The organism is uncultured Cedecea sp. (genome assembly GCF_947498825.1).
In the GTDB taxonomy this organism is placed as follows: domain Bacteria; phylum Pseudomonadota; class Gammaproteobacteria; order Enterobacterales; family Enterobacteriaceae; genus JGM124.
Genome location: NZ_CANMLV010000007.1, coordinates 158,319 through 183,629 on the forward strand (window position 1 = coordinate 158,319; position 25,311 = coordinate 183,629).

Below are 25,311 nucleotides of genomic sequence, written 5' to 3' on the forward strand. Positions count from 1 at the left end.
ATTGCCTTAAATTCTTTCCTCCGCATCATAGGGTTACCTTGTTCTGTAAAATGACATCTTATGATTGCTGTTGCCTTGGTTGATGACCACGTTGTGGTGCGTTCGGGTTTTGCTCAACTTTTAAGCCTGGAGCCTGATATTGAAGTCGTGGGTCAGTACAGTGCGGCGGCGGCGGCCTGGTCTGCGCTGACCAAATCCGCGCCGGATGTGACAGTGCTGGATGTCGCCATGCCCGATGAAAGCGGACTGAGCCTGCTGAAACGTCTGCGCCAGCATAACCCCAAGTTTCGCGCCATTATTCTCAGTATCTATGACACCACCGCCTTTGTGCAAAGTGCGCTTGATGCCGGCGCCTGTGGCTACCTCACTAAACGCTGCGGCCCTGAAGAACTGGTCCAGGCTGTGCGTACTATCGGTATGGGAGGCCATTATTTATGCACCGATGCGCTGCGGGCACTGCGCCATGCCGGGCAGCCCTCTCAGGCTCTGGTGAGTCTGACCCCGCGCGAATGCGAAATCTTTAATCTGCTAATCAAAGGGGAAAGCGTCAGACATATCGCTGAACTGTTGCAGTTAAGCCATAAGACCGTCCATGTTCATCGGGCCAATATTCTCGGGAAACTGCAATGTGAAACCACTGTCGATTTAGTGCATTTTGCCCTGGAACATAAATTACTGGCAGGCCAGTAATGCGCCGGGAGTTGCGACATATTCTGATGTCGCTGTTTATTTTTATGGCATGGGGGCTGGGCTGGTTTGCTCTCTGGACTATCAGCTTTTATCTGACGCATAACGGCCAGCAGGCTGCATTATTGCTGCCCCAGGGCATGCACCTGGCGATGTTAATCCTGCTTAGCCGTCGTTTCTGGCCAGCATTAATTCTGCCTGAGTTACTGCTGACAGGCTGGTTGCTGCAACAGCAACTGATGAGTGAGCCACTGATACTGACCTCGCCATTTATCAGTCTGCTGACGGTCATCGCCGTGCGGCATTTCTGGCATCGGTTTACCCTCTACTGGCAGCGACTGTCGTTGTTAATGGCGGCTGTTACTGCAAACGCCCTGCTCCACACGTTAATTCTGGCGCCTTTTCTGCAAAGCCCCGCCACACTTATTCTGCTGGCAGCCTTTACTGGCGGCATCCTGCTGACGCCTTTTGTCTATTTAATTTATGAATACCTGCGCCAGCAGCGGCTGGAAGACTTGCTTGTTCTTGAAACCCCTAATCCACCACTACGGACTTCTCTGCTCATTTGGTGCAGTCTGTTTTTTATTATTGGCATCGGTACCCAGCTGGTTTTTTCCCCGGAAATAGCCCGCCTGCTGCTGATTGTGGTGTTCCTGCCCAATGTCGTGATGGCGTATAAATTTGGCTGGCAGGGTGGCGTACTGGCGGCGTTGCTCGGCAGTATGTTGATAACCATCGCCCGTCAGATTGGCGGTGGTTTTAATAATCTGCTGGAAATGGAGCTTTTTCTTTCCACTCAGGCCTTGCTCGGGATAGGCTTAGGTATCGCCATTAGTCGCCAGCAACTTCTGGCGGCGAATATGCAACGCTACCGGCAACGGCTGGAACAGGAGTTACATGCCCGCCGCAGCCTGATGGAACAGTTGGTGCATGCTGAAGAAGGAGCGCGTAAAAGCCTGGCCCGGGAGCTGCATGATGAAATCGGCCAGAATATTACCGCCATCCAAATCCAGTCGATGTTAATTAAACGCACACAGGACTCCCCTCCGACCCAGCTGGCTGCTGAGCAGATAGACCAACTTGCTCAGCGTATTCATCACTCAACACGTCAATTACTGCGTCAACTGCGTCCTCCGGTTCTCGACGAAATGTCGTTAGAAAAAGCACTCTATCATCTGATTCAAGAGTTTGCCTTCGAAGAACAGGGCATTGATTGTCGGTTTCACTATGCCCTGCCCGGCCAGCCAACCAGTGAGACAGTGGTCTTTACGCTCTATCGTTTACTGCAGGAATTACTGAATAACATCAGTAAACACGCTAATGCCCGACAGATTGAGATAACCCTTTCTCACCAGAATAACGCGGTTTGTCTCGAGGTTAATGACGATGGTGTGGGTTTGCCTGCTGAACATCGTCCGGGTTTTGGTTTACAAGGCATGAGTGAACGTATTCAGGCACTGGGTGGAACTTTTCAACTCGAAAGTCGAAATGGAACACGCGTAATTGTTAACTTGCCCGCACTTTTTTAACAAAGTCGGGCTAATCCAGGAATAAGTCTTAGTGAACTACAACCTGGTCTCATCCTCTTTCCGATATTTGTTTCTATAGTCGTTTTATACCGGAGGCGCCATGCTCGCTAACAATAATATTAGCCGCGAATATCAGTACTGGCGACCTCGTTTATTGCTCTCGATGATTGTCGGATACGCCGCATTCTATCTGACGCGTAAGAGCGTTAACTTTGTCCTGCCAGCCATGCAGACTGATCTTGCGTTGGACAAAGGTGATATTGGGTTGCTCGGTACCTTGTTTTATCTTTCGTACGGGGTATCAAAGTTCGCCGCGGGGATCTGGCATGATCGCCGGGGGGATAACTGGTTTATGGGCGTGGGCCTGCTGGCGACCGGCGTACTGAATATTTTATTCGCGTTTGGTGGCAGCTTATCCGCGCTGTTGATTATCTGGACCTTAAATGGTTTTTTTCAGGGATTTGGCTGGCCGCCTTGCGCGCGTATTTTAACGCACTGGTACTCCAGAAATGAACGCGGATTTTGGTGGGGATGCTGGAATACCTCCATCAATCTCGGGGGAGCAGCAGTGCCATTACTGTCAGCCTTAATGGCACTGTGGTTTGGCTGGCAGGCGGCGCTCCTGGTACCGGGATTTATCGGTATTGTGATTGGATTATGGCTGTGCCGGAAATTACGCGGCACGCCGGAAGAACAAGGTTTACCGGCTGTCGGTTACTGGCGTCAGGATCCGCTGGAAATCCGCCAGTTACAGCAAAGCCCTGTGATGCCGCTCTGGGAAATGTTTGCCAGAACCATTCTGAAAAATCGCATGATTTGGTTGCTGGCTGTGAGTTATGTCCTGGTTTACCTGATTCGTATTGCCCTCAACGACTGGGGCAATATCTGGTTAGCAGAGAGTCATGGCGTCAACCTGCTCAGTGCCAATGCCACGGTGATGCTGTTTGAACTCGGGGGCTTATGCGGGGCGTTATTTGCTGGCTGGGGTTCTGACTTACTGTTCCGTGGTCAGCGAGCACCGATGATTTTATTATTTGCACTCGGCCTGTTTGTTTCTGTCGCCGCGCTGTGGTTATCGCCAGTCCATCATTACGCGTTACTGGCAATGTGTTTCTTTACCACGGGATTTTTTGTTTTTGGCCCACAAATGTTGATTGGGCTGGCAGCGGTAGAGTGCAGCCATAAACAGGCGGCGGGGACGGTGACCGGATTCTTAGGCCTGTTCGCCTATTTGGGCGCCGCGCTGGCAGGCTGGCCACTCTCGCAAGTGATTACTGATTATGGTTGGTCCGGCATGTTTGTCTTGTTAACTATTGCCGCAGCCTTGATAGGATTCTTGCTGATGCCTCTGTTAATAGCAGGGCTCAGCTGGCAAGACCGGAGTCACAATGCCACGGAAACGGCGCACACACTACCTCAGGATAACTCAGGATAATAACGATGAAACTGACTGCTCTCTCTACCCTTATCGCCGCGGGTGTCGCCCTGGCAACGTTGTCTGGTGCCGCACAAGCGAAAGGTCGCCTGGTGGTTTACTGTAGCGCTACCAACGAAATGTGTGAGACCGAAACCAAAGCTTTCGGCGAAAAATATGATGTTAAAACCTCATTTATTCGCAATGGCTCAGGCAGTACTCTCGCGAAAGTCGATGCTGAGAAGAAAAACCCGCAGGCCGATGTCTGGTATGGCGGCACGCTCGACCCACAGTCCCAGGCAGGCGAGATGGACTTATTAATGCCCTATAAGTCCGCTAATCTGGTTGAAATCATGCCGCAATTCCAGGACCCGGCTAAACGTAAAGGAAACTACTCCTCTGCGGTTTATGTCGGTATTTTAGGCTTCGGCGTTAACACCGAACGCCTGAAAGAAAAAAATCTGCCAGTACCGAAATGCTGGAAAGATTTGACTGACCCGATGTACAAAGGTGAGATTCAGATAGCGGACCCGCAAAGTTCAGGAACGGCCTATACCGCTCTGGCAACCTTTGCACAATTATGGGGTGACGATCAGTCCTTCGATTACCTGAAACAACTGAATAAAAATATCTCCCAGTATACCAAGTCAGGCGTTGCACCGGCCCGTAACACTGCGCGCGGCGAAACAGCCATTGGTATCGGCTTCCTGCACGACTATTCACTGGAGAAAGAACAAGGCGCGCCAATTGAGCTGATTTCTCCCTGCGAAGGCACCGGGTACGAAGTGGGCGGCGTCAGTATTCTGAAAGGCGCTCGTAACGTCGAAAACGCCAAACTCTTCGTCGACTGGGCCTTGTCAAAAGAAGCTCAGGAACTTTCCTGGAAGAAAGGAAAATCCTACCAGATCCTGACCAATACCACGGCCGAAAGTTCGCCACTGTCACTGAAACTGGATGACTTGAAGCTTATTAATTACGACATGGATAAATATGGTGCCTCTGATACTCGTAAAGCCCTGATCGATAAATGGGTTAACGAAGTGAAGATGGGCAAATAACCTGCTATGGGTGGCCCTCTCCGGTCACCCGATTCTCTTTTCTCTGCCCGATAAGGCTCTTTATGTCTGAATCATTACTTTTGCGTACGCCGCGAAAGCGGGACGCTATTGTCTGGTGTGTCATCGCCAGCTGGCTGGCTTTCGCGCTTCTGCCTAGCTGGAGCCTTGACTATGGCCTGCTGGAATCCACTCAGGAAGAGTGGCTGGAAGCTTACAGTTGGTCGGGACTCAATATCAGCTTACTCTGGTATCTGCTACCGACTGTATTACTGTTACGCCCTTTCCATCTCTCTGCTGGCGAAAACCGGGGACGTCATCGCTTTGACGCGCTCTGGGCCTTAGGATGTATGGCATTTATTGTCATCAGTTCTACTCTCGCTGAGCGGGGTATGGGCTATGCCACTATTGTGCTGTTTATCGCTTTAGGGATTGTGTTAACCCTGGCCCTGACCCGCCTTGAATGGCTGGGCGGCGATCGCTTTGTTATCGGTGCGCTGGTTACCATCATCGCACTGATTAGCGTATTTATTATCTGGCCGAGCATCGCGATTTTTATCCCGATGTTTACCAACAGTAGCGGTGAATTTGCTCCCCTGGCCTTTATGGCTGTGCTGGGTAAGTCACACATTATCCAGGTTATCATTAACTCTATAGTGCTTTCGGTTGCCGTGGGGATTGGCTGTACTTTCTTTGGTCTGGTACTGGCAATTTATACCACGCGTATCGCGAAGCGTAGTGCGCTACTGGGACGTATCTTTTCTATTCTGCCTATCGTTACCCCGCCCTTTGTGGTCGGCCTGGGTGTCACCCTGATGATGGGCCGCTCGGGTTATATTACCGAGTTAATGGTTGACTGGTTCGGTCTGGTTAACACCAACTGGCTATATGGCTTTACCGGTATCTGGCTGGCACAGGTTCTGGCCTTTACCCCGATGGCATTTATGATCCTCGATGGCGCGATCAAAACTATCCATCCATCACTGGAAGAAGCCTCCTATACCTTACGTGCCAACCGCTGGCAAACCTTTATGGGCGTATTCCTGCCATTGCTGAAACCAGCCCTGGCTAACGCATTCTTAATCGTTATCGTACAGTCACTGGCCGACTTCAGTAACCCACTGGTACTGGGAGGGAACTTTGACGTTCTGGCTACCCAGATTTACTTCTATATCACCGGTTCACAACTGGATTATCAGGCCGCCAGTACGCTGGGTGCCTTCCTGCTGATATTCTCGTTACTGGTATTCTGCGTACAGTATCTGTGGATTGGTAAACGTTCCTACGTTACGGTGTCCGGTAAATCCTCTCGTGGTGACGTTCAGCCCCTGCCAGTCTTACTGGTGTGGTCAGTTGTCACCATACTGGGCATTTGGGTCGTATTTAACGCCTTACTGTACGGCAGCATTTTCTACGGTAGCTTTACGGTCAACTGGGGCGTGGATTACACCCTGACGTTAGATAACTTTATTAAGCTGTTCGGGCAAGGCATGAGTGACGGCGCCTGGCCATCATTACTCGATACCCTGTTGTATGCCGGTATTGCAGCCCCGATCACCGCATTCTTTGGTCTGCTGATTGCCTGGATTGTCGTGCGCCAGCAATTCCGTGGTAAAAAAGTGATCGAGTTCAGCACCATGTTATGTTTCGCCGTGCCGGGTACTGTTGCAGGTGTTTCTTATATTCTCGCCTTTAACGACGCCCCGGTATATCTGACCGGTACCGCAGCTATTGTCATTATCTCTATGGTGATGCGTAACGTACCTGTCGGTATTCGTGCCGGTATTGCCGGACTTGGGCAAATCGATAAATCACTGGACGAAGCATCCTTGAGTCTGCGAGCCGGCTCGATGCGGACCATTATCAATATTCTGCTGCCGTTGTTACGTCCGGCGATCCTTTCTGCTCTGATCTACAGTTTTGTACGTGCCATTACCACCGTCAGTGCCATTGTTTTCCTTGTCACCCCGGATACCCGCGTCGCCACGGCTTATATTCTGAATCGCGTGGAGGATGGTGAGTACGGTATCGCTATCGCCTATGGATCGATTCTGATTGTCGTGATGCTGGCCATTATTTTCATCTTTGACTGGCTGATTGGTGAGTCCCGAACTTCCCGTTCAAAAGCCAAAAACAACGCCTGATTACGGAATATAACTATGACACAAGCGCATTTTGTTGAATTACGCAATATCACAAAACGGTTTGGCACCAATACCGTGATTGATACCCTTAACTTAGCGATACCTAAAGGCGAGATGGTCAGCCTGCTCGGACCGAGCGGCTGCGGTAAAACGACGATCCTTCGTCTGGTTGCCGGCCTGGAAAAACCGTCCAGCGGGCAGATTTTTATTGATGGTGAAGATGTTACCGAACGGTCTATCCAGCAGCGTGATATTTGCATGGTGTTTCAGTCTTATGCTCTGTTCCCGCATATGTCGCTCGGAGAAAACGTCGGCTATGGTCTGAAAATGCTCGGTGTGGCTAAAGCAGAAATAAAATCCCGGGTAAAAGAGGCGCTGGCGATGGTCGATCTCGACGGCTTTGAAAATCGCTATGTTGATCAGATTTCCGGCGGACAGCAGCAGCGTGTTGCCCTGGCGCGCGCCCTGATCCTGAAACCTAAAGTTCTGTTATTTGATGAGCCATTGAGTAACCTGGATGCTAACTTGCGTCGCAGTATGCGCGATAAAATTCGCGATTTGCAGAAGCAATTTAATATTACTTCACTGTATGTGACCCACGATCAGAGCGAAGCCTTTGCGGTATCTGATACGGTGCTGGTGATGAATAAAGGTGTGATTATGCAAATGGGTAGCCCGCAGACCCTGTATCGTCACCCTGCTTCACGGTTTATGGCGAACTTTATGGGTGATGCCAATATTTTCCCGGCCCGCTTTACGCAAGATGTAGTCGAGATCTATGGCTACGCCCTGCCGCGCCCGCCACAGTTAACGATTAGCGAGTCTCAGGGAACTGTCGGTGTGCGACCGGAAGCGATTACATTGAGTGACCGTGGCGAAGAATGCCAGCGTTGTATTGTGCGCCATGTTGCCTATATGGGACCACAATATGAAGTGACGGTTGAATGGCATGGACAGACCCTGTTACTGCAGGTCAATGCTACCCGTTTACAACCCAATGCGGGCGAAGATTACTACCTGGAAATCCACCCCTACGGGATGTTTATTCTGGCAGACGCGCCTTAACTGACGGAGCCCGCATCTTTTAAGGATGCGGGCTTTTTTATCAACGTAGTACTCGGACTTTAACCGACTTACCTTTGATCTTGCCTTTCTGCAGTTGCGACGCCGCATGACGCGCAACGGGCTGGCGTACGGCAATATAGACATGCATTGGATGTACGTCTATTTTCCCGATATCCGCCCCATCCAGTCCCATTTCACCCGTTAAGGCTCCCAGCACATCACCGCGACGCATTTTGGCTTTCTTGCCACCATCAACGCATAAGGTCACCATTTCGGCTGCCAGTGGTTTAAGAGTTCCGCCTGTCGGCGCTTCTTTCCAGTTCAGGGAGATATTCAGCATATCGGCGAGAACAGCTGCACGCTGGGCTTCCTCAGGGGCACAGAAACTGACAGCCAATCCATCCTGCCCGGCTCGAGCGGTACGACCAATCCTATGAACATGTACCTCAGGATCCCAGGAGAGTTCGTAGTTAACTACCATTTCCAGCGCTTTGATATCCAGACCACGCGCCGCGACATCGGTAGCCACCAGAACCCGGCTACTGCCGTTAGCGAAACGAATCAGTGTCTGATCGCGGTCGCGCTGCTCCATATCACCGTGCAGCGCCAGGGCACTTTGCCCGCCAGCATTCAGCTCGTCACAGACTTCCTGACAGTCTTTTTTGGTATTACAGAACACCACACAGGACGCTGGCTGGTACTGGCTTAACAACTGCTGTAGCTGCTTGATTTTATTATGACGCGACACCTCATAGAAATGCTGTTCAACCGCCGGGAGCTCATCAACCGTATCGATCTCAATGGTTTCCGGGTTCTGCTGAATACGGCCGCTGATAGCCGCAATAGCAGGCGGCCAGGTAGCAGAGAACAACAAGGTTTGACGTTTTGGCGGCGCATATGCCATCACTTCGTCAATCGCGTCGGCAAATCCCATGTCCAGCATACGATCGGCTTCATCCAGCACCACCACCCGCACAGCTTCAAGATTTACGGTCTCTTTTTTCAGATGATCCAGTAAACGTCCTGGGGTTGCGACAATAATATGCGGCGCATGCTGCAAAGATTCTTTCTGCACGCCAAAAGGCTGCCCGCCGCACAGGGTCAGTATTTTAATATTGGGCATAAAGCGTGCCAGGCGACGTAACTCTTCTGCGACCTGAGCGGCCAGCTCACGTGTCGGGCACAGTACCAGCGACTGAGTGCTGAACTGTCCTGCCTCAATGCGTTGCAGTAATCCCAGACCAAATGCAGCCGTTTTACCACTGCCTGTTTTAGCCTGAGCCCGTACATCTTTTCCCGCCAGAATTGCGGGCAGCGTTGCCGCTTGCACGGGGGTCATATTAAGGTATCCCAGCTCATTAAGATTGTTCAGCTGGGCATCAGGTAAAGCATTCAGTTCGGAAAAAGCGCTCACAGTATGTTTCTCTAAAAAGGGCTGTCTGCGCGCATTGTACAGCTTTTTGTTGAGGTATCGTTAGATTCTGCGACTTCTCTTGTGGATATTTCGGGTAGTCTCTGGTTGGAACAGGCCATTTGAGGAAAGCCTGTGTCGCTATAATTAATTATAGTCATGCATTCTGTAATTATCCTCAGCAAATAACAACCTGTATTAATGACAAATAATAAATGCATTTTTTACGTTCAAAAGATAAGAGGGTTATTTAAATCATAAAAACTCGCGTGTCGTTTACTGATTGACGATTAATACTAAAATTTAATATTGTAATATTTCAGACATAGAGTTTCGCACCTGACTTTAGCGCCTGCTCCATTCATTTTAAAAGCACAATCAGTATTTCCATAGGGTTTTGTGAGGTTTTTGATGAGCGATAAACTTAGTTTTATTCAGGGTTGTTACGATATCATGCCAATTAATAAAGTAACTCTTTTTCTGCGCGGTGATTATCCACTGGGTTAATTCTATTATATGAACGGTTAATACAAGCCGGCACGCTAATAAAAATAACGCTTTTGTTATTGGCAAGAGTGCGAGCATCGCCGTGCCAAAAATGAAATAACACATATTATAAGCAACGTGAGTATTCAATGCACACTTACATTAAGTCCATGAAGTTAATAATTATTGCTATCATTCTTCCATTCAACTTAAACGCTCACACCTTATTTTTTGAGAGTTTTGTTGAACAAGGTGATTATTATGTAGGCAATGCTTTTGGTAAGCGGAATTATCAAAAACATGCCAATGTCCATTTAGAATCGTTTTTTATTATGCAAAAAGAGGTCACTTATTCACTTTATCAACACGTTTCTGACTGGGGAGATCATAATGGCTATCTCATTAGTCATAGTTGTAATGGCGCAAAAGATAAAGACTGCCTTCCCTCAGAAATGGATTACGGGCTGCATCCTGTTACTCATATCAGATGGCTAGATACCATTATATTTGCCAATGCGCTCAGCGAAATGCTGAAGCTAGAACCCGTCTACCGAATGGAAAATGGTGAGCCTCTGCGGGCTGGTGAGGTAAATAGTACTATTTATGTCAATTCCAAAGCCACTGGTTATCGTCTACCCGATTTACATGAATGGCAAGTCGCTGCCAGAGGAGGCAAGCCAGCACTAAAATTGAATACCTATGGTGACATCCATTCCGGGAGTGTTGATGCACAAAAAGTTGCCTGGTATCCGAAATATGATACCCCGCATTATGGCACACAGATTGTTGGTCAGTTATCTCCTAACGCGCTGGGCATTTTTGATATGAGCGGAAATGTTTCCGAATGGGTTTTTGACAGCTATAAGCCAGGTAACACGATAATGTACTATTTCTGTGGAGGAAGTTATCTTTATCATGCAACTACCTTAGCCAACTGCGATAGCCATAGCACAGGAATGGCAATGCCAGATATTGGGTTTCGATTAGTCCGGAATTCTGCACTTGAAAAATAAGAATAAAAGCGGAAAGGCTATTTTATTGTCAGCAAAAAAGAGGAGGAAAATATGGCAAAACGAGCGGCTGGAGCTGCACTCGCATATGCCAGGATGTTTTCGCCAAGTTATCGTTAAATTCTGCGACCTGAAACACTTAACTTAAACTTCAGTTCGTGAATCAATGTGCTATTTTAAAATTATTATAACCTAAATACTTCGGGCTGCATGACAGCGGCAAGTGAGAGCTTCCCGATGAGCTTCATAAAGGTAAGTGATTCGGGAGAACGAACGCAACCAACCCACATGCAATTTGAGATATAAATATAGGGCATAAGCCAGCCAGGGCCGTCTCTGTCGAGATTTAAGCCTCCGGCATCAGATCAGAGGATTTCTCCGGGTGAACATAAAACAGGGACTGATGTTAGCTTTGCTACTGGTATCGCTGAATGCTCCGGCGAGCGAAACCAGTAAAGTCATACTGAAAGAAGGCAGCAATCTGCTGGATATCAATGGTGATGGGGTGGACGATTTAGTGGTTTATTCTCGGTTTGAGAATAATACATCACACCCTAATAATACCATGACTATCTTTATGATCGACCCGCAGGGAAAATATCATATTCTTCCGGTAGCCAATGATATTGGTTTCACTTGGTCTGACTTTATCTTATCGGCCTCGACAATAAAAATTGCTGACTATGCCTTATTTAAAAAACCGGACGGCTATTTTATTGTCAGTGCGCACAAAGTCACCGGTGGGGTATACGGTGAGGATGTATCCGATGACCTGCCGGTAAAATTTACCCGCTATGATATCAACAGCTATCAGGAAGCCCCGGGAGTACCTCCCTACTTCTGGGAATACCGTGGAGCCTACACTACTGAAAGCAAATATCATGATATCGATGAGGCTTTCCCACACTTTAAAAACGAAATGATAAAATAGTCAGCTTCTGCACATAAGATTTTAACAATACAAAACATTTAATTTATCTTAAATAGAAAATATCCCCTGTTCATCATCTGATACAGGGGATTTCATCAGGCCATTTTAATAATAATCATTCCGGTTAATAATAACCCGAGGCCCAGCCAGCCTTTGCGATTTAAACGCTGACCGAAGAGTATCCAACCTGCGGCAACCGTCGCAATGATACCGAATCCTCCCCATAAAGCATAAGCAACGGAGAGTTCAATACCTTTTACTGCCTGTGATAAAGCGCTAAATGCGGCTAATACAGCAAGTAAAGAAAAAATACCGTAAACAGGACGGCGAAAACCGTCAGAGTGTTTAAGAAAAATATTAGCCAGAATTTCTAATACAATGGCCGCAAACAGCCACAGTCCGTGTACCCATTCAAACGACGGCATGCTGCCCTCTCTTCTCTGGCACAACGTCTTCCTTGCGCTCTTTTTTACTGCGCGTGCCTGACTTTAATAATGCAATACCGGCCACCAGTGTTGTGAGACCTAAAATTTTAAGTAATGAAATTGATTCATCAAATAATAAAACACTGCCAACAGTAATAATCAGAATACCGATCCCTTCCCACATGGCATAAGCCACACCAAGGGCAATTTTTTTCACCGAAAATGATAATAAAATATATGAAAGCGTGATCATCACCAGCATAAAAATATAGCCCGTATTATCATCGCTAATACTTGACCACTTCATTGAAAGCGTGCCAGTAATCTCAGCGACGATAGCCATCCCTAGAAAAATCCAGTAAATCATTTTCCTCTCCTGACAGAGAAAATAAAGTTATAAAAATTGGCCAGACGCAAAAAAGCGACGAGCTAATTAAGATTGTGCGTTATTGCCAGAAGAAAAGGACTATAGTGCGTTACGCCAGTGTTGTTCACCAGAGAGAGAAACAGCGGATAAAGAAATGCAGAAACGATCGTTTGAATGGTTTTTTTTGAACATATTGTCCATATGATTTTCCAACTTATCCGCGGTATTGCTTCTCATCGATTGCGGATAGAAAATTGTCCTCAGTAGTTAAACACCCGTGATTTTTACCATAGATTAGTTTTTATTATGTAAAATTTTCAATTCTTTACTTATGAACAAAAAATAACCCTGCGCGAATATTTTCTGAAACAGAGAATACACGCACAGGGCCAGATCATTCTAGTCAGAAAACTCGCTGAGTCCAAACTGTTCAGTCACAAAAGCCATTGCTCTGGCAATACCGTCGCCACTGATAGTATGAACCACATCCGGTTCAAACAAAGTTTCAACCTCAGTGACGCCAGCTTCAATCAACGCCGCGGCGGCAGCTTCACTTTCCGACCATGGGATAACCGGATCAGCCATACCGTGCACCAGTAACACCGGGGTATTCACCGCCGGCTGATAAGGTTTGGGGGACGCCAGGCGACCGGAGAATGCCACGACACCTGCTAATGGGATACTGCCTGTCACCAGGGCGTCCAGTGCCATTATCGAACCTTGAGAGAAGCCGAGCAGGATCACTTTATCCCTGCCAGCGACAATACCGTGCTCTTTCAGAATATTATTGATGATGGCAGAAAAATCTGCTCTGGCAGCAACAAGGCGTTCAGTACGCAGGGTTTCAGTAATACCCGCCAGGCTAAACCATTGATAGCCTTCTCCCCCCCCGTCGAAAGGCGCGCTCCCGTCTGGCGAAGCAAATTCTATCTCAGGCATGACTTGCTGAAAGAAGTAGCCAAGCCCTTCAAGATCGGCCCCCGAACTGCCCACACCGTGTAATAAGATAATCAGTTTTTTCATTCAGCAGGCTCTCCCAAGCGCCACTATACCCGGATAATTCGCGTTGTTTACAGATCTGCACAGGCAATGTCAAGCATAGCGGGTATATAAGATACTGTTTTAGCTACATGACCCGATATTGGCGCTGATTTCAGCTATCATTATCCTTGGACTATTTCACCACTTGCTGTTCAACCTGGAACATGGCTCCTGCCGGATACCATCCCCAGCCAGGCATGAAATAGACACTGTCCGGCCCCCAGCCATATCTCCAATAGGGATTCGGGCCAAAACCGCCAAAACCGGGATAATTAACAGGTACGATATTCTCGCGAATTTGCCAGACTTGATAACCTTGCAAGCTCAGTGTCAGATACGGGTAGTCGGCCTCCCCCACTTTGCCCTTAGTGATCCCGGTGACCGTTCCCAGAACGGTAACCAGATGACCTTTCAGTGTCAGAGGATCGATAAATTTGTTCGCCTTGACGATAATCCGCCCCTGAAAAGCCGTTCCCAGCTCGGGTCTGGCTGCGTAATCAAGCGGAAGTACAGCGACCTCAAATGAAGTTTCATTCTGATGATTAACAACATCTAAAACCTTGCCGCCAAGACGAACTTCCTGGCCATTAAACCGGGCGATATCCTGTTTAATATCCTGGTAGCTTATTTTATCCAGTGAACGATGACTTCCCTGAATATCCTGCGGAATAGACACGCATCCACTGAGGGCCAGACAGGCCAAAAGAGTGATAACTATGGGTGTTTTCATTGTCGCCTCGATGATTAAACAGGAATAACTGTCTGTTAACCAGCATACCACTATGATTGCCCGCAAGAGTGATACAGGCGTGATTAACGGTAATGAGTGTGTATGAACACATTGTAGCGTAACGCTGGTAAATGCCACAGGTGACAGCGATTACGTTTAATTTTAGTCAACTTTGCCAGTCATGGTGGATTTCATCGTGCGGGTACGCATTATGCGCTTAATACTATGGAATAATTTTTTCCAGATCCAGTAGCTCTTCTAACGTCAGCATGTTCTGCTGAGCGACGGTAATCGCATCGTCCAGCCCCTGATTGTATAAAATTGGTGCCATCTTTTTGACCAGTTCATCAAGGAAAAAATCGGCTTCAAACTGCCCTAAGGTCAATTCGTGATTATCATCAAACCACTTGATAATAAACGCACTCAGTTGCTGGTATTGCTCTGCGGGTAGCGTGATTTTTTTTGCCATTAAAGAACCTTACTGTAATAGTCTTCTGGCGCTCATCACGCCGGAAGACCAGAGATAAACGGAAGGTGTTGGCGGCATATCAGTGTTTGTTGGCCGTTACTGCACGTCCAGGCATAAAGATCAGCAGCAGACCAACAAAAATAGCCCCAACCCCGAGCAGTTTTATCGCACTGAATGGCTCATTAAGCCAGGGGAGTGCAATAGCCGCAGCCCAGACCAGGACATAACTTAGGCTGAGTAAGGGATAGGCTTTACTTAACGGGATCCGGCGTAGGGCTAAATACCAGCATACCATCGATAAGGCATAGGCCAGCAAACCACAGAATAGCGCCAGTAATCCGGGCAGATTTTCAAACAATACCGCCGATAAAAATGCCAGCTCAAAGCTCGCCTGCGGAAATTGCATTACCGCCCATTTCATCGCCAGTTGCGCCCCGCTTACCAGCAGTACACTGCATAATGCCCACAGATATCCTGTCATACGGACACTCCCAGCAGCACAATACCTGACATGACTAACGCTAACCCCAGCCAATGATGCAGGGAAATGCGTTCTTTCCAGATCCAGTGGGCCGCCAGAGTGATAAAGATAAAGTTCAGGCTCAGCATAGGGTAAGCAATGCTAACCTCAACATGCTGCAATACCCACAACCATACCAGCATGCCCAGGCCCAGCATCAAAACACTAAGCCCCAGCCAAACCACCAAATGACGTCGCCCGTTACCTTGAGCGGCCTGTTTCTGACATAACTGGCCCGCGCAGCTAAGCAGGCTGGCCAGGATTATCATCAGGCTATTCATGGTAATTTATTGTACTGCAGCAACGCCAGTCGGCCATCGTTGTACTCATAATCCGCAGCGGGTAAACCACGATCGCTCAGTTTATTTTTTCTGGATAACAAGATAACCAGCGAAACGTTACCTTCTTTGCGATGCTCGGCAAGCCAGGTATTAAAGTCATCACCGGCGACAAAACGATGCTCGGCATCCGGATAGCTGAGTCCATAGTTAACCTCGCCCTTATTATCATACAACGTAATATCACTGCGTTTCAGTTCCCAGGCAATACCCGCGCCGACACCCACATTATTGGTCAGGATATACCGGCTCTCTTCAAGCTTAGGACGAACAATCTCAATAAACTCTTGAGGCTGTTTTGAGTGAATAATCTTCTCCGGAATAACCGCGCCGACCAGTAACGCAAGACCTAACGGACAAGCTGCAGCCCAGAACCAGCGCTGGGTACTGCGACAGAGTGTCAGTGCACCAAACAGCCCCCATACGGCAAAGGCAATGGCCGCAAGGAACACTTTCCCTGTTTCACCCGCCTCGTAAACCGGATTTTTTGCCAGGCCAAACGGGGCCAGGACAAACAGTACGGCCAGGACGCACAGGGTACCAAAACCCAGGTTAATCCAGCCATTGACCCGCAACGTTCGCGATCCCGCTTTTGCCAGCAACACCGCATGACGCGCCATTAAAATGGCCAGCGGAGCAAAACAAGGCAGGATATAGGTTGGCAGTTTACCTTTTGCAATACTGAAGAACAGGATTGGCATGACAACCCAGCCCAGTAAATAAAACGCCCCGTTTTGCTCACGACGTTCCTGGAAACCGCGTTTAATCGCGCCTGGCAATAAAGCCAGCCACGGCAGACTTCCGGCAATCAGGAAAGGAATGTAATACCAGAAAGGTGCTTTATGTTGGGCATCTTTTTCGGCAAAGCGCTGAATATGCTCGACCCAGAAGAAATAGTGCCAGTAATCAGGCTCCGCTTTTGCTACCGCCAGTGCCCAGGGCAAAGTAATCAGGGTGGCACTGATGATCGCAACAGGTCCAAATAGCAGCACTTCTTTCCAGCGTTTTTGAGCAAATACCCAAGGCAGTACGCCAAGAACCGGAACCGCCAGCGCCAGAAATCCTTTGGTCATCACCCCCATTCCACAGGCAAGGCCCAGCAGAATATATCCGCCGATTTTACCTGCGGTCGTCTTCGCCGTTGATGCCATCCAGAAACAACACATTGCGGCGGTCAGCCACAGGGTTATCATCGGGTCGAGAAGCGAGTAGGTTCCGATTGCGTAGACCAGTAAGCAAGTGAGGAATATAACCCCAGACAAGATAGCAATGGTCTTATCACGCCACAGGCGGAAAGCCAGCCAGCCGGTCATTAACGCGCTGAGGGTGACAGAAAGGACTGAGCCAAAACGAACAGAAAAATTATTCTGACCGAACAGGAGCTGACTGATGTTATTGATCCAGTAACCTGCAACGGGTTTTTCAAAATAACGCAGATCAAGAAAATGCGGAACAATCCAGTTACCGGATGCCAGCATTTCACGACTGATTTCCGCATAACGCGTCTCGTCAGGTTGCCACAGGTCACGAAACTCCAGTGGCGCCAAATAAAGCAAGATAAAACAGACCAGCAAAGCACCGCCATATTTTACTGAATTCATCTACTCAATTCTCGATAAGTTGTTGACAACCCAGCCATCCTTCGCGGCCGGCAAGCGTGCCGCGAATGACTTTTCCTTTCGGTAAAGTGGTTAAGTCATCCGGTAGCAGTGACCGCAAAGGACAAAACTCAATTCCTTCGGCACTTGCCATCGTCAGTAGTTCATTGAATGATTCTCGCATCACCATCCCTTCCACTTCAGCATGGATGGTATACACAGGGGTTCCCTGATCCTGATGGATTTTATCGAGTATAAAACGGTTGAAATTTTCTTTACTGACTGTGGAACCTATCACTTCATCCCAGGTTGGTAGGGTAACGGGAATTTGTGGTGCCGCTGAAGAACCGTCCGCCAGTTGAGGAATAAAAGGCGTTGTTCCGCGACAATCGCTGTTGTAGTAGAAAGGAAAGGCAGCTTTCGCTTCAACCACGCGTTCATCAGCACGCCAGCCAGCCACCGCCGAACAGTTAACCGGCTGGCCGATAATCTGTTCAAGGGCATCACGCCCAAGCGCAATTTGCTTTTCCATTGCCGGTTTATCCCACACCCCGGCAAAAGCTTGCCAGGCATGGTGATCCCAGGCATGTAGCCCGACTTCATGCTGTTCACATGAAGCCCGAATAATATCCGCATTCCCTTTGCCAATAATCTTGCCGGGCCAGGCTGTGCCCGCCAGTAAGATATCCCAGCCGTAGAGCGATGCGGCGTTAGAACGTAACATTTTCCACAGAAACTGAGGTTTGATAAGACGCCATAAATGGCGTCCCATGTTATCCGGCCCAACACTGAAGAAAAACGTTGCCTGTGTTTTGTGTAAACCTAGCGTTTCCAGAAGGTTTGGCACCCCTTCACGGGTGCCTCGCCAGGTGTCGACATCTATGCGCAGGCCGACTTTTTTCATGAATTGCTGTCCGTTAAATCAACAGTTTTCAGGAAGAAGTCCAGGGTTTCATCGATAGTTCTGTCCATCTCAACGACAGGTGTCCAGTCCAGTAAACGCTGTGCATTACGGATACTTGGCTTACGATGTTCTACATCCTGGTAACCTTTACCGTAATAGGCGCTGCTTTCTATTTCACGGAAACCAGCAAACGGCGGGAACTTGCTACGCAGTGGATGACGTTCAAAGCTTTCCAGTAGCATCTCAGCCAGTTGTTTAATGCTGGCCTCATTTTCCGGATTACCAATGTTAATGATTTGCCCGTCACAGTTGTGATTTTTGTTCTCAATAATACGGAATAACGCTTCAATACCTTCGCTGATATCCGTGAAGCAACGTTTCTGGCGTCCACCATCAATCAGTTTAATCGGTGAACCTTCAACCAGGTTCAGGATCAGCTGAGTGATTGCACGTGAACTTCCGATACGCGCCGCATTCAGGTTATCCAGACGCGGTCCCATCCAGTTAAATGGACGGAACAGAGTAAAGCGTAAGCCCTCTTTTTCACCGTAAGCCCAGATAACACGATCCAGCAACTGTTTGGACACAGAGTAAATCCAACGTTGTTTGTTGATAGGGCCTACCGTCAACGGTGAGTTATCTTCATCAAATTCAGCATCAGAACACATGCCATACACTTCAGAAGTGGACGGGAAAATAATCCGTTTTTTGTATTTCACACAATCGCGGATAATTTTTAGGTTTTCTTCGAAATCAAGTTCAAATACGCGCAGTGGGTTACGGGTATACTCGATTGGCGTTGCTATCGCCACTAAAGGCAGAATGACATCACATTTCTTAATGTGATACTCGATCCACTCGGAATGAATACTGATATCGCCTTCCACAAAGTGGAAACGATCGTTGCCCAAGAAGCGACTTATCGCATCGGAACCAATATCCAGACCGAAAACTTCAAAGTTATCATCTTGCAGCAAGCGTTCGGTCAAATGGTTACCGATAAAACCATTCACGCCGAGGATAAGGACACGAGTACGGCGTTTAACAGCAGATACAGGTTTATTGCTAAGAATAGCGCCGCTCACCAAACCCAGAGACTGAGCCAGCTGAGAGCCTTGCATGTAGACGCCATTGTCAGCCTGACCGGTGACAACTTCCAGAGCACCTTCACCACAAGCGATAACCAGTGGACTAACAGAAATTACCGTCCCGGCTCTGGCCCCGGTACTATTTTCGACAATACGGCTTTTCCAGATAATAAACTTGCCACCACCGACATAGCTGTAAGCGCCCGGCCAAGGTTCAGACACAGCACGCACCAGGTTATGGGCATCACGTGCAGAACCGGTCCAGGAGATCGCGCCATCTTCGGGTGAACGACGACCAAAACAGCTCGCCTGGCTTTCATCTTGTACAGTTTCGCTAAACTGACCACTCTTGATCGCGGGTAAAGCACTGGCCAGCAGTGACTTAGCGGTCGCACACAGTTTGTGATGCAGAGTCAGGGCGGTCTCATCTGCGGTAATAGCAACACGTTCCTGGGCAACAATATCCCCTGCATCGGCACGTTTCACCATACGATGCAAAGTCACACCCGTTTCAGTTTCGCCTTTTACCAGTACCCAGTTTAGCGGTGCGCGACCACGGAATTTTGGCAACAGTGAGCCGTGTAAGTTAAAGGCCCCGACTTTCGCAGTATTGAGGATCTCTTCACTCAGCAGATTACGGTAGTAAAAGGAGAAGATGATTTCAGGTTCGCTCTCTTGAATACGGGAGACCCACAGTGGATGATTGACATCTTCCGGAGCAAAGACAGGAATACCAAACTCTGCCGCAGTACGGGCAACAGACCCAAAGAAGTTATTCTCTGCTGCATTATCAGGGTGAGTATAAATGGCCGCAATGTCATAACCGGCTTCAACCAGGGCACGAACCCCTACACAGCCCATATCGTGATAGGCAAAAACAACTGCTTTCATTATAAATGATCCTCTGAAGATGAAGCTTGTTTGCTGCTAACAATTCGTTGAATGAAATAACGCGGACGAGCGCGTACGTCGTTATAAATACGTCCGATATATTCTCCGAGTAATCCCATACCGACAAACTGCGCACCAATAAATGTAAATAGCACGGCGAATAGCATGAATACGCCATCAGCAGCCCACTGCGGGCCTAAAGCAAGGCGCAATATCACCAGTAAGACAGCTAAAGCAAAACCGGATAACGCGATCACACTACCTACCACGCTAAGCAGGCGCAGTGGCGTGGTTGTCAGGCAGGTTATCAGGTCATACATCAAATTAATCAGGCTCATAATATTGTACTTAGAGTCACCAAACTGGCGCTCCGAGTGATGTACAGGGATCTCTATCGCGCGGCGGGCGAAGGTATTAGCCAGAATAGGAATAAAAGTACTGCGCTCGTGACAATTCAGCATCGCATCGATGATGTGACGACGGTAGGCGCGTAACATACAACCGTAGTCACCCATCGCTTTACCGGTCGTACGCTGAATCAAATGATTGATCATTTTAGAGGCACGTTTACGGAACCAACTGTCCTGACGGTTTTGACGAACCGTCCCTACGACGTCATAGCCTTCATCTGCTTTTTCCACCAGGCGAGGGATCTCTTCCGGCGGATTCTGTAAATCAGCATCAAGAGTGACGATTAAGTCACCTGTGACATGGCTAAACCCAGCCATAATGGCAGAATGCTGGCCATAGTTACGGTTAAGCAGTACAGCAACCACATGACTTCCCGGAGCTTCAGCGGCTTTGGTGAGCATAGCCGCTGAATCATCACTACTGCCATCGTCAACCAAGAGAATTTCATAATCGCGGTTTAATTGCTGGCAAGCTTCCGTCGTTCGGCGAATAAGTTCAGGTAAACTTTCCTGTTCGTTATAAACCGGTATCACAACAGATACTTTTTTGATTGTGTCCGTAGTTATCATCTTATTGTCCTGCAATTTCGCGTAAAGCATGAATAACGCGAGTGGTGTCGTCGTCAGTCATGGTTGGAAACAGTGGAATAGAGCAAATACGCTCGCTGTTCCACTCAGTATTAGGTAAATGTAGCTGTGGAAAACGCTCACGATAATATTTTTGTGTATGCGCAGCCCGGAAATGCAATCCGCTGCCAATATTGCGTGCTTTTAGCGCTTCCATCAGTCCGTTACGAGAAATGCCACAGCGTTCTTCATCAACCCGGATAATGAACAAATGCCAGGCATGACGATGCTCCCAGCCAGGAATGGCCAACGGTGAAAATGGCGTATCAGCCAGTTCACGCAGATAACGCTGGGCTATTTCGTGGCGCTGAGCATTAAGCTTGGGCAGCTTATCTAACTGCGTCAAAGCAATCGCGGCGTTAATATCAGCAAGGTTATATTTAAATCCGGGTAAGATAACTTCGGCCTGCGGGGCACGACCGTGAGTTTGTCTGTCAAAGGCATCAACCCCCAGACCGTGGAATTTAAGGCTGCGGATACGCGCGGCTAACTCACTGTCATCAGTGACGATCAGCCCGCCTTCTGCACAGCTCATATTTTTAATCGCATGGAACGAGAAAATAGCCGTTCCGCTACGTCCCACATGCTGACCTTTATATTCCGTTCCCGCAGCGTGGGCTGCGTCTTCAATAACCGGAATACCATAACGCTTGCCAATATCGTGAATAGCGTCCATATCAGCCGGAGCACCGGCATAATGAACGGGTATAATCGCTTTGGTTCGAGGGGTGATCGCCGCTTCAATCGCTTCAGGCGTCACCATCAAGGTGTCGCGATCAACGTCGATCATCACTGGCTCAGCACCCAACAAGCAAATCATATTCAGCGTTGAAACCCACGTCATTGAGGGGGTAATCACCTCATCGCCTGCCTGAATACCTAAAGCCATTAATGTGACATGCATGCCCCCGGTGGCGGAACTGACAGCTATCGCATGTTGATTACCGGTTAATTGACAAAAAGCCTGCTCAAGAGCCTGATTTTTAGGACCGGTCGTGATCCATCCTGATTGCATAACTTCCGTTACTGCTGCAATTTCCTCAGCGCCAAATGCAGGACGTGAAAACGGCAGAAAATCACTCATTACATGGATTCCTTAATATAATCGACGTATATCGACAAACAGACAGGATAATGGTTCAGACAGACTAAATAGAATGACAACGCTTAAAAAAATATGTGCAGATACCACTAAAAATATCTCTTCTGTGGTGAAATTTAACAGAAAATGCTTAAATCAGCCTTAAGAATATAGTTGCGAAAGCAATAAAATCACCCAATACAATAAGTAACTACTTGCTTTTGCTTGTTATATAACCAAATGAGTCAATTACCCTTGTACGTAACATCGGATAATCAACTCTCTGACTACATTTATCGCTTAAGGTTGCGCTTTTCGCGGCAATGTTTTCATTAGCTCATCCGGACTAATTGTCGCAACCACACTGCCAGGCAATGGCATTTTCAAAATATGATTTTTTATTTTACCGATGATATGCATTTCACAAGGACGGCAATCGAATTTTAATGTCAGCGTTTCGTCGCCCTGCACCAACTGCATCGGAGTCGCCTTCCAGCTTTTAATATTACCTTTCGCTTGTTTAGGGCAGAGGTTAAAAGCAAAACGCAGGCAATGTTTGGTTATCATGACCGGAACTTCACCTTTCTCTTCATGAGCCTCATAAGCCGCATCAATTAACTGAACGCCATAGCGATGATAAAACTCCCGCGCCTTGTGATTATAGACGTTTGCCAGAAAACTTAAGTGAGTATGCGGATAGATCGGTGCAGGAACACTTACCGCTTTACGGTGCCCTCGCTGGTAGTTCTGTAGACGAGCTTCTGTCAAAACATCAATAGCATCACGGCGTAGCTGGTTGAGTGCGCTACTTGGCACAAATAACGCCGTTGGCAAAGTAATATCGACCTGACGTGCTGTATAGAGGGTCTGCCCCAGCTTACTGAGTCCGTCACGCAGGTTGTTATAGGCCTGCTGAGGATTATTCGCGGGTTCAAAACTGCCCACTAATTGCTGGCTGACACTGACTCCGTCTTCACTTGTCAGGGTCAACGTCAGTTCCTGAGCAGAGCCACTCAACGCCATATCCACGGCGATACGACGTTCACTGGATGTTTTTAGCAAGGCTTGCTGCCAGTTATGATCAAGGTTGCGATTCAGCGGATGATGCGGGCGGATATTTTTCAGCGTGTCTGGCATCTCATTTGGCCAAATCCGATACTGATTTTTACCGATTTTTTCCACTGTATTAGCGCGAAAGCCAACAATTTCACGTTTGATCAGCACATTCAGGCCATCGCCATTATTTAAGGTGTCGGTGACTTCGGCATCAAGGTGGTTTTTACTGACACGTAAAATTTCTCCGACCGGAAGCCCGATAAACTTAGGCGAATCAAAGGCACCGATATCTATTTTGCGCTCGTTGACAAAATAATCAGTACTCCCCCGATGGAAGGTTTTATCCGGTGAAGGAATGAAAAAGTGCGAAGAGACGCCTGTTGAAGCCCGGCGCAAATCGCCACGCGCTTCCATCTGCTCATCCAATAATTGACGATAGTAAGCGGTGATATTTTTCACATAACTGACATCTTTATAGCGTCCTTCAATCTTAAAGGAGCCGACACCTGCATCGATCAGTGCCCCTAAGTTGGCACTCTGATCGTTATCTTTCATCGATAAGAGATGTTTTTCATACGCCACGACTCGCCCTTGATCGTCTTTCAGGGTATAAGGCAGACGGCAAGCCTGGGAGCAATCACCCCGGTTAGCACTGCGTCCGGTTTGAGCATGGGAGATATTACATTGCCCGGAATAGGCAACGCACAAGGCACCATGGATGAAAAACTCAATGGTGGCATCGACATTCTGATGGATAGCCGCAATCTGTTGCAGATTCAGCTCTCGCGCCAGTACGATTTGCGAGAAGCCAACGTCCGAAAGAAATTTCGCTTTTTCGACACTACGAATATCACACTGAGTACTGGCATGAAGCTCAATCGGCGGCAGGTCCATTTCCAGAACCCCCATATCCTGCACAATCAGGGCATCAACACCCGCCTGATACAAATCATGGATCATCAGTCTGGCTGGCTCTAACTCATCGTCATGCAATATCGTATTCAGAGCAATGAAGATTTTTACTCCGTAACGGTGAGCAAAGGGTACCAGTTCGGCCAAATCACGTAAGCTGTTGCCCGCGTTATGACGAGCACCAAAACCCGGCCCTCCGATATAGACGGCGTCAGCGCCATGAAGAATCGCTTCACGGGCTATAGAGGTATCACGGGCAGGGCTGAGTAATTCAAGTTGATTTGCGTGCAGGCGCATAGTTATCGAGTTCTGTTTTAGGCGAAAGGCGGCTATTGTAGTCGTATCCCCTCCACAAAAACAGGGGGATTCATACCTCCGGGGCTAAAGACAAACCTTATATTTTTCCCCGGAATGATTAAATAGTAAGAAAAATCCATTTTTTTATTTTTGATACATAACAGAAAAGAAAGAGAAAACCTGATTTCTCTTCTCTTCGCGGTGAGCGAAGAGAGGTTTAACGTCCAGAAACGGGGTAATGGATCAGCGAGTGAAAATGCACTTCTCTTGCCTGACTATTACGGTAGCTATGCGCCCTGTCACCGGCAAACTGTCGTCGGTCTCCTTCCTGCAATTGATACCACCTCCCCTCAATTTGCAGATCAAGTATTCCGCTTATCACCACGACATGTTCAATCACACCCACATCGTGTGCTGAAGATTCACTGAGCCCACCAGGGGTGAGTTTTAGCGAAAAGTAATCAAACCCCAGGTGTGGGTCAAAAGGAAATAGCGGTTCAACTTGCATATCCTGTAGCGGAGGACTGTAAAGTGCCTGTGTCGGTGGCGAGGCCGGCACAAGAAACAGTGAAAATGGGACATTAAACCCGGTGGCAATCTTCCATAATGTTGCCACCGTTGGGCTGGACTCATTGCGTTCTATTTGCCCGAGCATCGCCTTGGAAACCCCTGTCTGTTCAGACGCCTGAGAGAGACTTAATCCCCGGTCGTGGCGTAATTTTTTTAACGTGCAGGCCAGATATTGAGCGACATCCATAATGGTCTCCTTTTTACTCATTATAGCAACTTGTACGTTATAACGCACAATGATAGAGTTTATCGAAC

The 25,311-nt window shown here is 48.1% G+C and carries 23 protein-coding genes; 8 read left to right on the top strand and 15 right to left on the bottom strand.

Going from position 1 to position 25,311, the window contains the following annotated elements:
* Positions 1 to 60: 60 nt before the first annotated feature.
* The 6 genes from Q1A40_RS10435 (at position 61) to fbpC (ending at position 7,894) form a co-directional block, all read left to right on the top strand.
* Positions 61 to 690 carry a response regulator transcription factor gene (locus tag Q1A40_RS10435; protein ID WP_299999864.1) on the top strand — a complete coding sequence of 210 codons (630 nt, stop codon included), beginning with the start codon at positions 61 to 63 and terminating at the stop codon, positions 688 to 690.
* Entirely contained in the window at positions 690 to 2,216 is a 1,527-nt protein-coding gene (locus Q1A40_RS10440; RefSeq protein WP_299999865.1) for an MASE1 domain-containing protein, read from the top strand. The genes Q1A40_RS10435 and Q1A40_RS10440 overlap by 1 nt, the downstream gene beginning before the upstream one ends.
* Positions 2,217 to 2,316: 100 nt before the next feature.
* Positions 2,317 to 3,651, top strand: coding sequence for an MFS transporter family glucose-6-phosphate receptor UhpC (gene uhpC, locus Q1A40_RS10445; protein WP_299999866.1), 1,335 nt, complete (start codon positions 2,317 to 2,319; stop codon positions 3,649 to 3,651).
* Positions 3,652 to 3,656: 5 nt separating this feature from the next.
* The gene (locus Q1A40_RS10450) at positions 3,657 to 4,688 is read left to right on the top strand and encodes an ABC transporter substrate-binding protein (protein WP_299999869.1); all 1,032 of its coding nucleotides are present in this window, start codon (positions 3,657 to 3,659) and stop codon (positions 4,686 to 4,688) included.
* Between the two features lie 62 nt (positions 4,689 to 4,750).
* Complete coding sequence (locus tag Q1A40_RS10455) at positions 4,751 to 6,829, top strand: iron ABC transporter permease (protein ID WP_299999871.1); 2,079 nt, start codon at positions 4,751 to 4,753, stop codon at positions 6,827 to 6,829.
* Positions 6,830 to 6,844: 15 nt separating this feature from the next.
* A complete protein-coding gene (gene fbpC / locus Q1A40_RS10460; protein WP_299999873.1) occupies positions 6,845 to 7,894 on the top strand; it encodes a ferric ABC transporter ATP-binding protein in 1,050 nt (349 codons plus the stop codon).
* A gap of 40 nt (positions 7,895 to 7,934) precedes the next feature.
* Here the strand turns inward: fbpC and dbpA are convergent, their stop codons facing one another.
* Positions 7,935 to 9,308: an ATP-dependent RNA helicase DbpA gene (dbpA, locus tag Q1A40_RS10465; protein ID WP_299999875.1), complete on the bottom strand. Its 1,374-nt coding sequence runs from the start codon at positions 9,306 to 9,308 to the stop codon at positions 7,935 to 7,937.
* A 632-nt stretch (positions 9,309 to 9,940) separates the two neighbouring features.
* Here dbpA and Q1A40_RS10470 point away from each other — a divergent pair.
* Positions 9,941 to 10,804, top strand: coding sequence for an SUMF1/EgtB/PvdO family nonheme iron enzyme (locus tag Q1A40_RS10470; protein WP_299999877.1), 864 nt, complete (start codon positions 9,941 to 9,943; stop codon positions 10,802 to 10,804).
* 379 nt (positions 10,805 to 11,183) lie between these two features.
* Positions 11,184 to 11,732: a spore coat protein CotH gene (locus Q1A40_RS10475; protein ID WP_299999879.1), complete on the top strand. Its 549-nt coding sequence runs from the start codon at positions 11,184 to 11,186 to the stop codon at positions 11,730 to 11,732.
* Between the two features lie 95 nt (positions 11,733 to 11,827).
* Here the strand turns inward: Q1A40_RS10475 and mdtI are convergent, their stop codons facing one another.
* The 14 genes from mdtI to Q1A40_RS10545 form a co-directional block, all read right to left on the bottom strand.
* Entirely contained in the window at positions 11,828 to 12,157 is a 330-nt protein-coding gene (gene mdtI / locus Q1A40_RS10480) for a multidrug/spermidine efflux SMR transporter subunit MdtI (protein ID WP_299999881.1), read from the bottom strand.
* On the bottom strand, positions 12,144 to 12,524 hold the full coding sequence (gene mdtJ, locus Q1A40_RS10485; RefSeq protein ID WP_299999883.1) for a multidrug/spermidine efflux SMR transporter subunit MdtJ: 381 nt from the start codon (positions 12,522 to 12,524) through the stop codon (positions 12,144 to 12,146). The genes mdtI and mdtJ overlap by 14 nt, the downstream gene beginning before the upstream one ends.
* Before the next feature lie 399 nt (positions 12,525 to 12,923).
* Positions 12,924 to 13,547 carry a prolyl oligopeptidase family serine peptidase gene (locus Q1A40_RS10490; protein ID WP_299999885.1) on the bottom strand — a complete coding sequence of 208 codons (624 nt, stop codon included), beginning with the start codon at positions 13,545 to 13,547 and terminating at the stop codon, positions 12,924 to 12,926.
* Between the two features lie 151 nt (positions 13,548 to 13,698).
* Complete coding sequence (locus tag Q1A40_RS10495; protein WP_299999887.1) at positions 13,699 to 14,295, bottom strand: Slp family lipoprotein; 597 nt, start codon at positions 14,293 to 14,295, stop codon at positions 13,699 to 13,701.
* 223 nt (positions 14,296 to 14,518) lie between these two features.
* Positions 14,519 to 14,764, bottom strand: coding sequence for a DUF2164 domain-containing protein (locus Q1A40_RS10500; RefSeq protein ID WP_299999889.1), 246 nt, complete (start codon positions 14,762 to 14,764; stop codon positions 14,519 to 14,521).
* 79 nt (positions 14,765 to 14,843) lie between these two features.
* A complete protein-coding gene (gene arnF / locus Q1A40_RS10505) occupies positions 14,844 to 15,245 on the bottom strand; it encodes a 4-amino-4-deoxy-L-arabinose-phosphoundecaprenol flippase subunit ArnF (RefSeq protein ID WP_299999891.1) in 402 nt (133 codons plus the stop codon).
* On the bottom strand, positions 15,242 to 15,565 hold the full coding sequence (gene arnE / locus Q1A40_RS10510) for a 4-amino-4-deoxy-L-arabinose-phosphoundecaprenol flippase subunit ArnE (RefSeq protein WP_299999894.1): 324 nt from the start codon (positions 15,563 to 15,565) through the stop codon (positions 15,242 to 15,244). The genes arnF and arnE overlap by 4 nt, the downstream gene beginning before the upstream one ends.
* Positions 15,562 to 17,223, bottom strand: a complete 1,662-nt coding sequence (gene arnT / locus Q1A40_RS10515; protein WP_299999896.1) for a lipid IV(A) 4-amino-4-deoxy-L-arabinosyltransferase — start codon at positions 17,221 to 17,223, stop codon at positions 15,562 to 15,564. Before arnT ends, arnE begins: the two co-directional genes overlap by 4 nt.
* Before the next feature lie 4 nt (positions 17,224 to 17,227).
* Entirely contained in the window at positions 17,228 to 18,124 is an 897-nt protein-coding gene (arnD, locus tag Q1A40_RS10520; protein ID WP_299999898.1) for a 4-deoxy-4-formamido-L-arabinose-phosphoundecaprenol deformylase, read from the bottom strand.
* On the bottom strand, positions 18,121 to 20,103 hold the full coding sequence (arnA, locus tag Q1A40_RS10525; protein ID WP_299999900.1) for a bifunctional UDP-4-amino-4-deoxy-L-arabinose formyltransferase/UDP-glucuronic acid oxidase ArnA: 1,983 nt from the start codon (positions 20,101 to 20,103) through the stop codon (positions 18,121 to 18,123). Before arnA ends, arnD begins: the two co-directional genes overlap by 4 nt.
* Positions 20,103 to 21,083 carry an undecaprenyl-phosphate 4-deoxy-4-formamido-L-arabinose transferase gene (arnC, locus tag Q1A40_RS10530; RefSeq protein ID WP_299999901.1) on the bottom strand — a complete coding sequence of 327 codons (981 nt, stop codon included), beginning with the start codon at positions 21,081 to 21,083 and terminating at the stop codon, positions 20,103 to 20,105. The genes arnA and arnC overlap by 1 nt, the downstream gene beginning before the upstream one ends.
* 1 nt (position 21,084) lies before the next feature.
* Positions 21,085 to 22,224, bottom strand: a complete 1,140-nt coding sequence (arnB, locus tag Q1A40_RS10535; RefSeq protein ID WP_299999903.1) for a UDP-4-amino-4-deoxy-L-arabinose aminotransferase — start codon at positions 22,222 to 22,224, stop codon at positions 21,085 to 21,087.
* Positions 22,225 to 22,521: 297 nt separating this feature from the next.
* A complete protein-coding gene (locus Q1A40_RS10540; RefSeq protein WP_299999905.1) occupies positions 22,522 to 24,486 on the bottom strand; it encodes a U32 family peptidase in 1,965 nt (654 codons plus the stop codon).
* A gap of 217 nt (positions 24,487 to 24,703) precedes the next feature.
* Positions 24,704 to 25,243 carry a helix-turn-helix domain-containing protein gene (locus Q1A40_RS10545; protein WP_299999907.1) on the bottom strand — a complete coding sequence of 180 codons (540 nt, stop codon included), beginning with the start codon at positions 25,241 to 25,243 and terminating at the stop codon, positions 24,704 to 24,706.
* Between the last annotated feature and the right edge of the window lie 68 nt (positions 25,244 to 25,311).